The organism is Pseudomonas sp. DC1.2 (assembly GCF_034351645.1).
In the GTDB taxonomy this organism is placed as follows: Bacteria; Pseudomonadota; Gammaproteobacteria; order Pseudomonadales; family Pseudomonadaceae; genus Aquipseudomonas.
In genome coordinates this window covers 5,369,995-5,383,879 of the sequence record NZ_CP133782.1, presented here as the reverse complement: position 1 = coordinate 5,383,879, position 13,885 = coordinate 5,369,995, and the positions used below count along the sequence as shown (strand labels likewise).

General features: G+C 60.3%; 15 protein-coding genes and 1 other RNA gene. 8 read left to right on the top strand and 8 right to left on the bottom strand.

What is annotated here, in order from left to right:
• Nucleotides 1-9 precede the first annotated feature (9 nt).
• Nucleotides 10-420, top strand: coding sequence for a flagellar basal body-associated protein FliL (locus RHM68_RS24515; RefSeq protein ID WP_322219563.1), 411 nt, complete (start codon nucleotides 10-12; stop codon nucleotides 418-420).
• 61 nt (nucleotides 421-481) lie between these two features.
• On the opposite strand, the gene RHM68_RS24510 is transcribed toward RHM68_RS24515, so the two are convergent.
• The 4 genes from RHM68_RS24510 to RHM68_RS24495 all read right to left on the bottom strand — a co-directional run bounded on the left by RHM68_RS24510 (nucleotide 482) and on the right by RHM68_RS24495 (nucleotide 5,865).
• Nucleotides 482-1,600, bottom strand: a complete 1,119-nt coding sequence (locus RHM68_RS24510; RefSeq protein ID WP_322219562.1) for an ABC transporter permease — start codon at nucleotides 1,598-1,600, stop codon at nucleotides 482-484.
• On the bottom strand, nucleotides 1,600-4,323 hold the full coding sequence (gene rbbA, locus RHM68_RS24505; RefSeq protein ID WP_322219561.1) for a ribosome-associated ATPase/putative transporter RbbA: 2,724 nt from the start codon (nucleotides 4,321-4,323) through the stop codon (nucleotides 1,600-1,602). The genes RHM68_RS24510 and rbbA overlap by 1 nt, the downstream gene beginning before the upstream one ends.
• Nucleotides 4,320-5,285, bottom strand: coding sequence for an HlyD family secretion protein (locus RHM68_RS24500; protein ID WP_322219560.1), 966 nt, complete (start codon nucleotides 5,283-5,285; stop codon nucleotides 4,320-4,322). Before RHM68_RS24500 ends, rbbA begins: the two co-directional genes overlap by 4 nt.
• Before the next feature lie 130 nt (nucleotides 5,286-5,415).
• Nucleotides 5,416-5,865 (bottom strand): EVE domain-containing protein, encoded by a 450-nt coding sequence (locus RHM68_RS24495; RefSeq protein ID WP_322219559.1) that lies wholly within the window; start codon nucleotides 5,863-5,865, stop codon nucleotides 5,416-5,418.
• Nucleotides 5,866-6,060: 195 nt separating this feature from the next.
• Here RHM68_RS24495 and RHM68_RS24490 point away from each other — a divergent pair, with 195 nt between their 5' ends.
• Nucleotides 6,061-6,213: a hypothetical protein gene (locus RHM68_RS24490; protein WP_322219558.1), complete on the top strand. Its 153-nt coding sequence runs from the start codon at nucleotides 6,061-6,063 to the stop codon at nucleotides 6,211-6,213.
• A 35-nt stretch (nucleotides 6,214-6,248) separates the two neighbouring features.
• Here the strand turns inward: RHM68_RS24490 and RHM68_RS24485 are convergent, their stop codons facing one another.
• From RHM68_RS24485 to RHM68_RS24470, 4 genes are all read right to left on the bottom strand, one after another.
• Nucleotides 6,249-6,854: a 5-formyltetrahydrofolate cyclo-ligase gene (locus RHM68_RS24485; RefSeq protein ID WP_322219557.1), complete on the bottom strand. Its 606-nt coding sequence runs from the start codon at nucleotides 6,852-6,854 to the stop codon at nucleotides 6,249-6,251.
• A gap of 83 nt (nucleotides 6,855-6,937) precedes the next feature.
• Nucleotides 6,938-7,116: non-coding RNA, 6S RNA (gene ssrS, locus RHM68_RS24480), on the bottom strand.
• A 30-nt stretch (nucleotides 7,117-7,146) separates the two neighbouring features.
• Nucleotides 7,147-7,464, bottom strand: a complete 318-nt coding sequence (locus RHM68_RS24475; RefSeq protein ID WP_322219556.1) for a cell division protein ZapA — start codon at nucleotides 7,462-7,464, stop codon at nucleotides 7,147-7,149.
• The gene (locus tag RHM68_RS24470) at nucleotides 7,461-7,670 is read right to left on the bottom strand and encodes a TIGR02449 family protein (RefSeq protein ID WP_007942437.1); all 210 of its coding nucleotides are present in this window, start codon (nucleotides 7,668-7,670) and stop codon (nucleotides 7,461-7,463) included. The genes RHM68_RS24475 and RHM68_RS24470 overlap by 4 nt, the downstream gene beginning before the upstream one ends.
• Nucleotides 7,671-7,798: 128 nt before the next feature.
• Here RHM68_RS24470 and RHM68_RS24465 point away from each other — a divergent pair, with 128 nt between their 5' ends.
• The 6 genes from RHM68_RS24465 to RHM68_RS24440 all read left to right on the top strand — a co-directional run bounded on the left by RHM68_RS24465 (nucleotide 7,799) and on the right by RHM68_RS24440 (nucleotide 13,775).
• On the top strand, nucleotides 7,799-8,356 hold the full coding sequence (locus tag RHM68_RS24465; protein WP_322219555.1) for a YecA family protein: 558 nt from the start codon (nucleotides 7,799-7,801) through the stop codon (nucleotides 8,354-8,356).
• A gap of 27 nt (nucleotides 8,357-8,383) precedes the next feature.
• Complete coding sequence (gene pepP, locus RHM68_RS24460; protein WP_322219554.1) at nucleotides 8,384-9,718, top strand: Xaa-Pro aminopeptidase; 1,335 nt, start codon at nucleotides 8,384-8,386, stop codon at nucleotides 9,716-9,718.
• A complete protein-coding gene (gene ubiH / locus RHM68_RS24455; RefSeq protein WP_322219553.1) occupies nucleotides 9,715-10,902 on the top strand; it encodes a 2-octaprenyl-6-methoxyphenyl hydroxylase in 1,188 nt (395 codons plus the stop codon). The genes pepP and ubiH overlap by 4 nt, the downstream gene beginning before the upstream one ends.
• Nucleotides 10,895-11,380 carry a DUF4442 domain-containing protein gene (locus tag RHM68_RS24450; protein WP_322219552.1) on the top strand — a complete coding sequence of 162 codons (486 nt, stop codon included), beginning with the start codon at nucleotides 10,895-10,897 and terminating at the stop codon, nucleotides 11,378-11,380. The genes ubiH and RHM68_RS24450 overlap by 8 nt, the downstream gene beginning before the upstream one ends.
• Before the next feature lie 9 nt (nucleotides 11,381-11,389).
• Nucleotides 11,390-12,607: a 2-octaprenyl-3-methyl-6-methoxy-1,4-benzoquinol hydroxylase gene (locus tag RHM68_RS24445; protein WP_322223938.1), complete on the top strand. Its 1,218-nt coding sequence runs from the start codon at nucleotides 11,390-11,392 to the stop codon at nucleotides 12,605-12,607.
• A gap of 163 nt (nucleotides 12,608-12,770) precedes the next feature.
• Nucleotides 12,771-13,775, top strand: coding sequence for an extracellular solute-binding protein (locus RHM68_RS24440; RefSeq protein WP_322219551.1), 1,005 nt, complete (start codon nucleotides 12,771-12,773; stop codon nucleotides 13,773-13,775).
• Nucleotides 13,776-13,885 lie beyond the last annotated feature (110 nt).

Here is a 13,885-nt window from a genome sequence, read left to right as displayed (position 1 = left end):
GAGCGAATTGTGAAAGCGTGGATCATGTTGATGTTGGCCCTGTCTCTGCCCATGGCAGCCGTGGCCGAAGAAGCCGCCAAAGAAGGTGAGGCGCCGAAAGTCAGCTACATCACCCTGAGCCCGCCGTTCGTGGGTAATTACGGACTCGATGGCACGCCGAAGCTTAAGGTATTCAAGGCTGATGTGGCGTTGCGGGTAACGGGAGAAGAGGCGGTCAAAGCGGTCAAGGCCAACGAGCCGTTGATTCGCAATCAACTGGTGGCGCTCTTCACTCAGCAGACTAACGAGGCGATGAATAGCATCGACGGTAAGGAAAAGCTGCGTCAGGAGGCCCTGAAACAGACCCAGCAAGTGATGAACGACGAAACCGGCAAGCCAGTGGTTGAGGATCTGTTGTTTAACAACCTGATCATTCAATAAAACGCCTGCTGTCTGGGTTGGACCCTTTGCGAGCCTGCTCGCGAAGGCGCAACGCACTCCCTCAGGACGCCAGGCTCTTGCGAAACCGCATTAGCGCAATGGCAAAGAACACCAACCCAATCGCGGTGAGCGCCAGCAAGTCCGGCCAGACCACACCCAGCCCTGCGTCGCGAAACAGAATAGCGGCGCTGAGGCTGACAAAGTGCGTCGATGGCGACCCCTGCATTACCCATTGCAGCCATTGCGGCATGCTGTCCAGCGGCGTGCTGCCGCCAGACAGCAACAACATCGGGATGATCACCGGAATCGCCAGCAGCCCGAACTGCGGCGTTGATCGGGCCAGGGTCGCGAGAAATATCCCGAGCGCCGTACTGGCGAACAGATAAACCGCCGTCACCAGTAAAAACAGGCTCATGGAGCCGGCCAGCGGCACGCCCAGCGCACCTTTGACGATCACCTCCAGCGAAATCCAGGTACACACCACCACCACCAGCATGTTGCTCCAGATTTTTGCCAGCATGATTTCCAGTGCGGTCAGCGGTAGCACCAGCAAATGGTCGAGCGTGCCGTGTTCACGTTCGCGCAGCAGCGCTGTACCGGTGAGGATAATGGCGAGGATCGTGATGTTGTTGACGATCTGAATCACCGCCAGAAACCAGCCGCCCTCCAGATTGGTATTGAACAGCGCGCGCGGGCTCAGCAGGACCGGTACTTGGCTGGCCGCTTCATTCTGATGGCTGTAGGTCAGCAGTTCGCGCTGGAAAATCAGCCCGATGTAACCGGCACCCATAAACGCCTGGCTCATGGCCGTGGCATCGACATTGACCTGAATCGCCGGTCGGCGACCGGCCAGTAGGTCGGTCTGGAAATTCGCCGGCACGTTGATCACGAAGGTGTATTGGCCGTTGTCCATGACTTGATCGAGTTGCCCGTATGGCAGCAACACCGGGCGTTGGAACTCCGGTGGTTGCAGGGCCAGGGCTAGTTGTCGCGAGAGCAGGCTGTGATCTTCGTCGACCACGGCCACGCTGGCGTTGTGTACGCCGATTACCGAGCCGGCGGCCGGCATGTAGATCGCCACGGTAAAGGCGTAGAACAGAAACAGCAGCAACACGCTGTCGTGGCGCAGGCTCGTGAGTTCCTTGAGGCCGAGTCGCAAGATATGCGCAAGTTTGTGCATCAGACCTCCTGCTTTTTCAACATGATCAGGCTCAGCCCGGTGAACCCGAGAAAGAACCCGAACAGTGCCAGGCATTGTGGCCATAGCTGGCGCAAGTCCAAGGCTTTGGTGAAGGTGCCGACGGCGATATCGAGGAAGTGCCCGGCCGGAAACAGCATGCCCATCACGGCAGCTGCGCCTTCCAGTGAGGAGCGCGGCACGATCAGTCCGGAGAATTGGATGGTCGGCAGGCTGGTGAGGATCATGGTGCCGAGGATCGCGGCGATCTGGGTGCGGGTGAACGCCGAAATCAGCAGGCCCATGCTGGTGGTCGCCAGCACATAGAGCAATCCACCCAAGGCCAGCGTCAGGCCGCTGCCCTTGAACGGTACGCCGAACAGCCAGCGGTTCATGGCCACCAGCACAGCCAGGTTGACCAGGCTGATTGCCAGATACGGCGCTTGTTTACCGAGCAGGAATTCCAGTCGGGTCAGCGGCGTGGCGTAGAAGTTGGTGATCGACCCCAGCTCCTTCTCGCGCACGATCCCCAGCGCTGTGAGCATGGCCGGGATGAACGCGAGGATCAGCGCCATCACCCCTGGGCCGATAGCGTTGACGCTGACCACGTCCTGGTTATAGCGGAATCGGGTTTCCAGGGTGGCCGCGGCCTGCCGGTTCAGTGCAGGACTGCTCTGTTCGGCCAACTGCTCGATATTGGCCTGGTGTACGGCCTCTACATAGTTGCGACTGGTCTCGGCGCGAAACGGCATGCCGCCATCCAGCCACGCGGCAACGGTGGGCTGGCGTCTGGCGTTCAGGTCGCGGCCGAAACCTGGCGGGATTTCCAGTGCCAGTTTGATTTCCGAGCGTTGCAGGCGCAGGTGCAGTTCTTTGGCGTCGTGTAGGGGGGCTTGTTCGGCGAAGTAGCGCGAGCTGCGAAAGGCTTCCAAGTAGGCGCGGCTTTGCGGTGTCTGGTCCTGATCGAACACGGCGAAGGCGAGTTTTTCTACGTCCAGGGAGATCCCATAGCCGAAAATCACCATCATGAAAATAGCCCCGAGCAGGGCGAACGCCATCCGCACTTTGTCGCGCAGCAACTCCTTGCCTTCGCGACTGGCCACCGCCACCAAGCGCCCGACGCTGAAACCGCGGTCCTTCATCGGTGCGGCGGGAGTGACGGGCGCGTCGGTGGGGGCGGCGGTTGTCGGTGTTTCTGCCGGGCCTTGGGCCTGCTCCAGGCATGTGACGAACGCGGCTTCGAGCGTTTCGCCGTTGAATTGATGTTGCAGCGCTGTGGGCGTATCGCAGGCCAGCACCTTGCCCGCGTGCATCAGCGAAATGCGGTCGCAACGCTGGGCTTCATTCATGAAGTGCGTGGAAAGAAAGATCGTCACCCCTTGTTCCCTCGACAGCTCGACCAGCAGCCGCCAGAAGTCGTCCCGCGCGGCGGGGTCGACGCCGGAGGTCGGTTCATCGAGGATCAGCACTTCCGGGCGATGCAGTACCGCCACCGCCAGGGACAAACGTTGTCGCAGGCCCAAAGGCAACGCACCGGACTGTTGATCGGCGACGCTGCTCAGGTTGAATCGCTGGATCAGGTCGGCGATGCGCTCGGAGCTGTCGGACTTAGGCAAATCGAACAGCCTTGCATGCAGATCCAGGTTCTGCCGCACGCTGAGTTCGCCATACAGCGAGAAACTCTGCGACATGAAGCCAACGCGCTTGCGTGTCCCCAGGTCCTTGGCGTTCACCGGATTGCCCAGCAACGCGGCACTGCCTTCACTGGCGGGTATCAGCCCGGTGAGGACTTTCATGGTGCTGGTTTTACCGCAGCCGTTGGACCCCAAAAACCCGAAAATCTCGCCACGGCCGATGGCGAAGCTGACGCTGTCGACGGCGGTGAAATCGCCAAAGCGCAGGGTCAGGTTGTGGGCTTCGATGGCGATGTCAGTGTTGACGCCAGTCCGCGGCGCAATGACCAGAGGCTGGTTGTCGTGACCGTTGTCGCCTTGAAAGTGGGTGAACGCTTCGTCGAGTTTGCCGCTGGGCGTCACAGCGGCTAATTCGCTGCTCAGGCCCGTCGCAATCAGTTTGCCGCCGTCCAGCATCAGGCAATGTTCGAATTGCTCTGCCTCTTCCATATAAGCCGTAGCGACCAGCAGCGTCAGTTGTGGGCGCTGGCGGCGCACGTTATCCACCAGCTCCCAGAAGCGCCGCCGCGACAAGGGATCGACGCCGGTGGTCGGTTCGTCGAGGATCAGCAGGTCGGGTTCGTGGATCAGCGCGCAGCAGAGCCCGAGCTTCTGTTTCATCCCGCCGGACAGTTTACCGGCAGGACGGTCGGCGAAGCGCAGCAGATCGGTGGCCAGCAGCAGACTGTGCATGCGCTGATTGCAGTCGGCTTGCGACAGGCCAAACAGCGTGGCGAAAAAGTGGATGTTCTCGCTAATTGATAACTCGGGATAAAGGTTGCCACCCAGGCCTTGTGGCATGAAGGCGATCAGCGGGTAGAGGCTGTTGCGATGGCGGCGCGTCTGGATCGAGCCGCCCAGGACTTGCAGTTGGCCTTGTTGTAGGGTTTTTACCCCGGCGATCAGCCCCAACAGGCTTGATTTGCCGGCGCCGTCTGGGCCTATCAGCCCGCATCGCGTGCCAGCGGGTAGGCTGAACGTGATGTCGGTCAGTGCCTGCTGTTTGCCATAACGGTGATGGATGCCGGTGGCTTGCAGCGCCAACCCGGTCATTGCAGGTTGGCCGGCCAGCTAATAGGCGCGGTGCGTACATAACCGGCACCGGGCATGCCCGGTTTGGCCTCGGGCAGGGCGCTTGGATTCGTCAGGCGCACTTTGACGCGGAATACCAGTTTTTGCCGCTCATCGCGGGTCTCGACTTCTTTAGGGGTGAACTGTGATTTGCCGGCGACGAAGGTGATTTTTGCCGGTTGCGGGTGATCGGGCAGGGCGTCGAGCAAGATGCGTGCTTCATCGCCAACCGCGACGCGGCCGGTGACCGAGGCCGGCAGGTAGAGGTTCATGTACTGGTCGTTGGGATCAATCAGCAGCAGAACCCGTCCACCGGCACCCAGCACTTCGCCGGGCTCGGCCATGCGCAACTGGATGACTCCGTTGATGGGCGCCCTCAGGCTGCTGTCGTCGATCTCGCTGGTTAGCATTGCGACTTGAGCCTGGGCCGCACCAATCGCCGCACCCACGGCCGAGACCTGGGCTCGGGACGCCGCGACCGCTGCACTGCCCGTGTCCAGGCGCGCTTGTTGCTGATCGATGATCTGGCCACTGACGAAACCGTGTTTGAACAGTTCCTTTGAGCGTTTGAGTTCCTGTTGGGCCAACAGCTGTTCGCTCTGGCGCAGTTGCACATTGGCCTGGGCAGCGGCAAGGTTTTCCCTGGCGCGCAGCACTTCGGCTTCAGCCTGATTGCGCTGCGCTTCGAGGGTACGGGTGTCCATGCGGGCCAGCAGTTGGCCTTTGGTCACCTTGTCGCCTTCATCGACGAGTACTTCGGCCAGTCGTCCGGGCGTCTTGCTGGCGATCTGCACTTCGGTGGCTTCGAGGCGACCGTTGCCGACGTACAAGCCTTCCGGCAGGCGATCATGCATCGACTTCCAGTAACCGAAACCACCGGCGGCCAGCAGCAGCGCCACTAGAGCGCTGGCGAAAAAAATCGAAGAGCGGCTGTGCGTTGACATGCGGGCATCCTGCGGCTGTTGCGTCCTAGTCTGGCTGATCAGCACCGAGGTAACTTGATGCGTGTCAACTGAGGGCCAAGCCTAGCCCTATTGACCGGGTAAAGCAGGGTGACCGCGTGGTTCTGCTTTTTTAGCGCAACGCGAGGACTGCCGCCCACTGCTCGGCGCTGACCGGCATAACCGACAAACGCGAGCCTTTGTGCACCAGCGGCATCTCGACCAAGGCCATTTGCTGTTTCAGGTCATCGAGTTTCAGGACGTGGGCAAACGTCTCGACATGCGCCACATCAATGGCGCTCCAAGCGTTTTTCTCGGCTGAGGCCTTGGGGTCGAAGTAATGACTGTCAGGCTCAAGGGCGGTCGGGTCCGGATAGGCGGCTTCGACAATGCGCCCGATTCCGGCGATCCCGGGCTGCGGGCAACTGGAGTGATAGAAAAAAAACGTGTCGCCCACGGCCATTGCGCGCAAGAAATTACGTGCCTGATAGTTACGTACCCCATCCCAGCGGGTTTTGCCAAGTGTTTCAAGGCCTTTGATCGAGAGTTCGTCGGGTTCGGATTTCATCAGCCAATAGGCCATGGTTTTTGCTCCTTGCGAGGTCATTGGACAAGTTGTCGGGCAATTTCAGGACAAACCGACGGTCGGTTGACGCCAGCATTTGCGTGTCGCTTCACGTTGTCGCAGAATGCCGGCCTTCTAAGCTTTACGCTGCTGCACGGCCTACAACGGAAACCGCTGCTGTCATCGTGTTGATGTGCCTTTGGGGGGCAATCGATGAAACGCAAACCGGATTTACTATGGATTTTGGTTATTTTGTTCGGTCTGGGCGTCGTGACTACTGGTTATGCCCAAAGCCTGTGGAGCAACAAAACTGACGCGCCGTTCGAAATCGCGCAGCAACAGAAACCGTCTGCTTTCAAACGCTGAACCTGTCTGATGGACGCCGCTGAATCCAGTGGCGTCTAGTCTGCGAAATACCACGCCCTGTCCGTCACCGTGCCTTGCAGTGGTACATCCCAGCTCGCCTGAGCCAGTCTTTCGACCTTTTGACATTCATGGGCCAGCCCCAGCAGCGTCGGCTTGCGCCAGTTTTTTCGCCGTGCGAGATACGAAAGGCTACGGTCATAAAAACCACCGCCCATGCCGAGGCGCCCGCCGACATCGTCAAACCCGACCAATGGCAACAACACCAGATCCAGCGTCCAGACCTTGCGTTGCCGGGCGATATTGGCCCGTGGTTCGAGAATGCGGAAACGGTTGGGCTTGAGCTGTTCGCCGGGGCTGATCCGCTGGAACACCATTTTGGTTCGTGGCCAGGCGCTGAGCACCGGCAGATACGTGACCTTGCCTCGACGCTGCGCCGCACGCAGCAGCAGGCGCGGGTCGATTTCACCGTCGGTAGGCAAGTACAGAGAAAGATGTTTTGCACGGCGAAACAGTGGGTGCTGAGCCAACTGCCGGTAGAGCCCGCGAGCGGCTTGGCGCTGCTGATGGGGTGTCAGTGCGCGACGGGCCTTGCGCAGCATGCGTCGAAGTTGCGGGCGGGGAAGCAGCGCAGGTTCGTTCATGGATTCGGCTCGCGGGTCGAGTACATAAAGCGTACTCATAAAAAAGCCGATGCCGGTATTTAAACCGGCATCGGACTGGAATCAGGCTCCCCGGATGAACCGCTGCTGACTTAGCCCTTGAACCCGAAAGTTCAAGGTGGAAGATGCAGTAGGCTTTAAGGCTTTCCGTCTAGCGGACATGCACACCAGCCCAACGTGCAACTTCCAGGGTAGTGCGAATCGGCTCAGGGACATCGTCAACTGGCAAGCACCCCAGGGAGTGGCGGGAGTATAACTCAAGCCGTTGCGCGAATCAGCCCTTGGTGACGTCCGGATCGGTCGCGAGCACCAGATCGACGCGGTCCAGCAGGTCGCGAACCTGCTCACGCGTTGACCCGCTGGCCTGTACGTCAGGGCGCTGTTCCTTGTGCAGCAGGTCGTGAGTAATGTTCAGCGCGGCCATTACCGCGATGCGATCGGCACCGATGACTTTGCCGCTGCTGCGGATTTCGCGCATCTTGCCGTCCAGGTAACGGGCGGCGCTCACCAGGTTGCTGCGCTCTTCCTGGGGGCAAATGATTGAATACTCTTTGTCGAGGATCTGCACGGTAACGCTATTGCTTGAACTCATGAGTCTTGCTCCAGGGCCTTGAGGCGCGAAATCATCGATTCGACCTTACGCCGGGCGATTTCATTTTTTTCAATGAGGTGCGCGCGTTCCTCGCGCCAGGTCTTTTCCTGAGCTAATAAGAGTCCGTTTTGACTCTTTAGTTGCTCGACTCGGCTAATTAGCAATTCGAGTCTGGCCATCAGCGCTTGCAGATCGGTGTCTTCCATTGTGTCCACTGAGTGTGTGTCTGACGGGTGGTAGCGGGCGGACAGCCTTTAATAGTCTTGGCGAGTCTGTCGATGTAGGATACAAGGCCTCCATTCTAGACATAGCGCCGTCTGGCGCCTAGCTGCCCATGCCCATTCAGAATTCCCCGTACCAAGCCTTTGCCACCCTGCTGAGCACCAGCGGCCATCCTGTCTCGCCTGCCGAACTGCATGGCCTGTTGCTCGGGCGCAGTTGCGCCGGTGCAGGGTTCGAGGCCGACAGTTGGCTGGCCGATGCCGCTGAACTGCTCGAAGGCGAGCCGCAAGACAACGTTCGCAACGCCCTCATCGGCCTGCAAGAGATGGTCAAGGGTGAGCTGACCGGTGACGACATGACCGTCGTTCTGCTGCTGCCAACCGACGACGCACCGCTTGCTGACCGTGCCGCCGCACTGGGCCATTGGTGCCAGGGCTTCCTCGCCGGCTTCGGTTTGACCTACCGCGACAACGCGCTGAGCACTGAGGCCACCGAGGTCTTGCAGGACCTGGCCGCCATCGCTCAGGTGCAAGACGCCCTGGAAGAGTCCGACGACGGCGAAAGCGACTACATGGAAGTCATGGAGTACCTGCGCGTTGCGCCGTTGCTGCTGTTCACCGAAACCAAAAAACCGACCGAACCGGCTGCGGCCAAACCGTCGTTGCATTAATCGCCAGCCTGGGAACGCCATCTGCCCATGATCCATATCCCTAAATCGGAATACAGCCGTCGCCGTAAGGCGTTGATGGCGCAGATGGAACCCAACAGCATCGCGATCCTGCCCGCCGCCGCCGTTGCAATCCGCAACCGCGACGTCGAGCACGTCTACCGTCAGGACAGCGACTTCCAGTACCTCAGCGGTTTTCCCGAGCCGCTGGCAGTGATTGTGCTGATGCCCGGTCGCGAGCATGGCGAGTACGTGTTGTTTTGCCGTGAACGCAACGCCGAGCGAGAGTTGTGGGATGGCTTGCGCGCCGGCCAGGAAGGCGCGATTCGCGACTTTGGCGCCGACGACGCTTTTCCCATCACCGACATCGACGACATTCTGCCGGGCCTTATCGAAGGCCGCGACCGGGTGTATTCGGCGATGGGCAGCAACCCGGAGTTCGACCGACATTTGATGGACTGGATCAACGTGATCCGCTCCAAAGCTCACCTCGGCGCCCAGCCGCCGAACGAATTCGTTGCCTTGGATCATCTGCTTCACGACATGCGCCTGTATAAATCGGCTGCCGAAGTGAAAGTGATGCGCGAAGCTGCGCGGATTTCCGCCCAGGCCCATATCCGTGCGATGCAGGCCAGCCGTGCGGGTTTGCATGAGTTCAGCCTCGAAGCCGAGCTGGACTATGAGTTCCGCAAGGGCGGGGCGAAGATGCCGGCTTACGGTTCGATCGTCGCCGCTGGGCGTAACAGCTGCATCCTGCATTACCAGCAGAATGATGCGGTGCTCAAAGACGGTGATCTGGTCTTGATCGACGCTGGTTGTGAAATCGACTGCTACGCCAGCGACATCACTCGTACCTGGCCGGTCAATGGCAAGTATTCAGCAGAACAGAAGGCAATCTATGAGTTGGTGCTAGCCTCCCAGGAAGCTGCATTCAACGAAATAGCGCCGAACAAACACTGGAATCAGGCGCATGAAGCCACGGTCCGGGTGATTACTGCCGGTCTGGTGAAGTTGGGCCTGTTGCAGGGCGACGTTGATGAACTGATCGCCAGCGAAGCCTACAAGGCGTTTTACATGCACCGCGCCGGCCATTGGCTGGGTATGGATGTGCATGACGTTGGCGAGTACAAGGTCGGCGGCGAATGGCGTGTGCTGGAAGTCGGCATGGCGTTGACCGTGGAACCGGGAATCTACATTGCCCCGGACAATCAGAACGTAGCGAAAAAATGGCGCGGCATTGGCGTGCGCATCGAGGACGACGTAGTGGTCACCAAAACTGGTTGTGAAATCCTGACCCACGGCGTGCCGAAAACCGTCGCCGAGATCGAGGCCTTGATGGCCACTGCACGGACACAAGCGGCATGAGTCGAGTCAATCTGGCAATTATCGGCGGTGGCCTGGTGGGCGCCAGTCTTGCGTTGGCCTTGCAGGCCGGCGCCAAGGCGCGCGGCTGGAAGATCGTGCTGATTGAACCGTTCGCCCCTGGTGATACTTACCAACCGAGCTACGACGCCCGCTCTTCGGCGTTGTCCTACGGTGCGCGGCAGATTTATCAACGGTTGGGCGTGTGGCAGGAAATCTCCCGCCGAGCCGAGCCGATCAAGCAGATTCACGTGTCTGACCGTGGGCGCTTCTCCACCGCGCGCCTGTCGGCGATGGAAGAGGGGGTTCCGGCGCTGGGTTACGTGGTGGAAAACGCTTGGCTCGGCCGCTGCCTTTGGCAGGGCCTGGACAAGGACGTGATCAGTTGGCGCTGTCCGGCGGAAGTCACCCGCATGGAGCCGCTGAGCGACGGCTATCGCCTGACCCTCAACGATGAAAGCACCGTGGAATGCGACCTTGCGGTGCTTGCCGATGGCGGTCGTTCCGGCTTGCGCGAGCAACTTGGCATTGGCATCAAAAAACGCCCTTACAACCAGAGCGCGCTAATCGCCAACGTCACGCCGAGCGAAGCCCACAACGGCATGGCGTTCGAGCGCTTCACCGATGATGGCCCGATGGCCTTGCTGCCGCTGCCGGACAACCGCTGTGCATTGGTCTGGACCCGCCTGGGGATGGACGCGGAACGGCTGGCGGCTCTCGATGAAAAAAGCTTTCTCGGTGAGTTGCAGGGCGTATTTGGTTATCGTCTCGGGACTCTGAAACAAGTGGGCGCTCGGCATTTGTACCCGCTGACGTTGATTGAAGCTGAAGAACAAGTGCGTTCGCATTTGGCGATTCTGGGCAACGCAGCCCACAGCCTTCACCCGATTGCCGGTCAGGGTTTCAACCTGTCCCTGCGCGATGCCCAAGCGTTGGCCGATGCGTTGCTGGACAGCGAAAAGTCCCCCGGCGACTTCGCCACCTTGCAGGGTTATCGCGAGCGTCAGCGAATGGATCAGAACCTGACCGTGGGCTTCTCCGATCAGGTCACCCGTTTGTTCGGCAGCACTCAGCCGCTGGTGTCCCTGGGACGCAATATCGGCCTGCTCGGCCTCGATCTGCTGCCGCCGGCCAAACGTTGGTTCGCCCGGCAGGCCATGGGGTTGGGGACGCGTCCGGATGTTTAAGTGGTTTATGCACATGTTTGGCAAGGCGCGGTTGATGCGCTGGGCGATGTCGATCTACCCGCCGTACCTCGGTGCTGGCGTGCGGGTAAGGCATATCAGCGATGATTTTCGGGATGTTCAGGTGTCGATGGGCCTGGGCTGGTACAACCGTAACTACGTTGGCACCCAATTCGGTGGCAGCCTGTATTCGATGGTCGACCCGTTCTACATGCTGATGCTGTTGGAAAACCTCGGGCACCGTTACATCGTCTGGGACAAGGCGGCCGACATCGACTTCATCGCACCGGGCAAAGGCCGGGTGTTCGCCCGGTTCAACATCGACGAGACCTTGCTCGACGATATCCGTCGGCAGACGGCTTCGGGCGAAAAATACCTGCCGCAGTTGCAGGTCGATATTCACGATGGCGCCGGTAACTTGGTGGCGCGGGTCGAGAAAACCCTTTACGTGCGGCTCAAGCCGCAAGCGAGACAGGCTTAAAGCATGGACATGCGCGCAGATCTGCTGATTGTCGGGGCCGGAATGGTCGGCAGCGCTTTGGCGCTGGCGTTGCAGGATAGCGGGCTGGAAGTCCTGCTGCTGGACGGCAGCCCGATGAGCGTCAAACCTTTCGACGGCACCGCGCCGTTCGAGCCGCGAGTCAGCGCCTTGTCGGCGGCCAGCCAGCGCATCCTCGAACGCCTGGGCGTGTGGGATGGCATCGCCAGCCGGCGCAGCAGCCCCTACACCGACATGCAGGTGTGGGACGGCAGCGGCACGGGACAAATCCATTTTTCGGCGGCCAGTGTGCATGCCGATGTATTGGGGCATATCGTCGAAAACCGCGTAGTTCAGGATGCCTTGCTTGATCGTTTGCACGACTGCGACCTCGGGATGCTGGCCGGTGCGCGTCTGGAGCAGATGCGCCGCTCCGGCGACGACTGGCTACTGACCCTGGCCGATGGCCGCACATTGCGCGCGCCGTTGGTGATCGCGGCGGACGGCGCTAACTCGGCAGTGCGACGCCTGACCGGCGTTGCCACGCGCGAGTGGGACTACTTGCACCACGCGATCGTGACCAGCGTGCGCAGCGCCAAGGCGCATCAAATGACCGCTTGGCAGCGGTTTACCGATAACGGCCCGCTGGCATTTTTGCCTTTGGAGCGTGACGGTCAGCAGGATTGGTGTTCGATTGTCTGGTCGACCACGCCGAGTGAAGCTGAACGCTTGATGGCGCTGGATGACGACGGTTTTTGCCGAGCCCTGGAAAGGGCTTTCGAAGGTCGATTGGGCACGGTGCTCAGCGCCGACCCGCGCTTGTGTGTGCCGCTGCGTCAGCGCCATGCCAAGCGCTACGTGGCTGAAGGGTTGGCGCTGATCGGCGACGCCGCGCACACCATCCACCCCTTGGCCGGGCAGGGCGTGAACCTCGGCTTCCTCGACGCCGCCGTGCTGGCCGAAGTGTTGTTGCAAGCGTCTGAGCGCGGCGAGCGCTTGGCCGATGTGAAAGTATTGAGTCGTTACGAACGACGACGCATGCCACACAACCTGGCATTGATGGCGGCGATGGAAGGGTTTGAGCGCTTGTTCCAGGCCGATCCGTTGCCGGTGCGCTGGTTGCGCAATGCCGGGTTGAAAATGGTCGAGAAAATGCCCGAGGCCAAGGCGTTATTTGTGCGTGAAGCGCTGGGTTTGACCGGGGATTTACCGGCACTCGCCAAGGCTTGAGTTTTTCGCTGAAGCTGATGAGCCTGTCGCGAGCAGGCCGGAACATTCACCGTGAATGTCCAGCGGTGCAACATCTGGTAACTCACCCGCGAACTGTTCGATTGAGATGGCAAATGTGAGTCCTTATCATTTGGCCTCATTTTTCAATCGAGAGGCCGCTCCCATGTTGGCACCGAAGCGTCTACTGACCGCACTGGCCCTGACCCTGATTGGCAGTACCGCCGCCCAGGCCGCCGACGAAGTGGTGGTCTACTCCTCGCGTATCGATGATCTGATCAAGCCAGTCTTCGACGCCTACACTGCGAAAACCGGCGTGCAGGTGAAGTTCATCACCGACAAGGAAGCCCCGCTGATGCAGCGCATCAAGGCCGAGGGCGAAAATGCCACCGCCGACCTGTTGCTGACAGTCGATGCCGGCAACCTCTGGCAAGCCGAGCAGATGGGCATCCTCCAGCCGTTTACCTCCAAAACCATCGACGCCAACATCCCGTTGCAATACCGCGCCTCTTCTCATGCCTGGACCGGCCTTAGCCTGCGGGCGCGGACCATCGCCTACTCCACTGACCGGGTTAAACCCGGTGAGCTGACGACTTACGAAGGCCTGGCCGACAAACAGTGGGAAGGTCGTCTGTGCCTGCGCACGGCGAAGAAGGTCTATAACCAGTCGCTGACCGCCACCATGATCGAGGTCCACGGCGCGGCTAAAACCGAGCAGATCCTCAAGGGCTGGGTGAGCAACCTGTCCACTGATGTGTTCTCTGATGATATTGCCGTGCTGGACGCGATTAACGCCGGCCAATGCGACGTCGGTATCGTCAACACTTACTACTTCGGCCGCCTGCACAAGCAGAAGCCAGACCTGGCCGTAAAGCTGTTCTGGCCGAACCAGGGCGACCGTGGCGTACACGTCAACCTGTCGGGCATTGGCTTGACCAAACATGCGCCGCATCCAGAAGCCGCCAAGGCGTTGGTGGAGTGGATGACCACGCCGGAAGCGCAAAAGATTTTCGCGGATGTGAATCAGGAATTCCCGGCCAACCCTGCTGTTCCACCCTCGGCTGAAGTGGCGAGTTGGGGCAAGTTTATCGCCGACACCTTGCCGGTCGAAATTGCCGGCAAGCGTCAGGCTGAAGCGATTCGCATGATGGATCGAGCTGGCTGGAACTGACTGACCTGATATACCGAGCACCTTTGCGGCACTGATCGTTCCCACGCTCCGCGCGGGAATGCATCCGCCGATGCTCTGCGTCGAAGCCTGACGCAGAGCGTGGGCACACT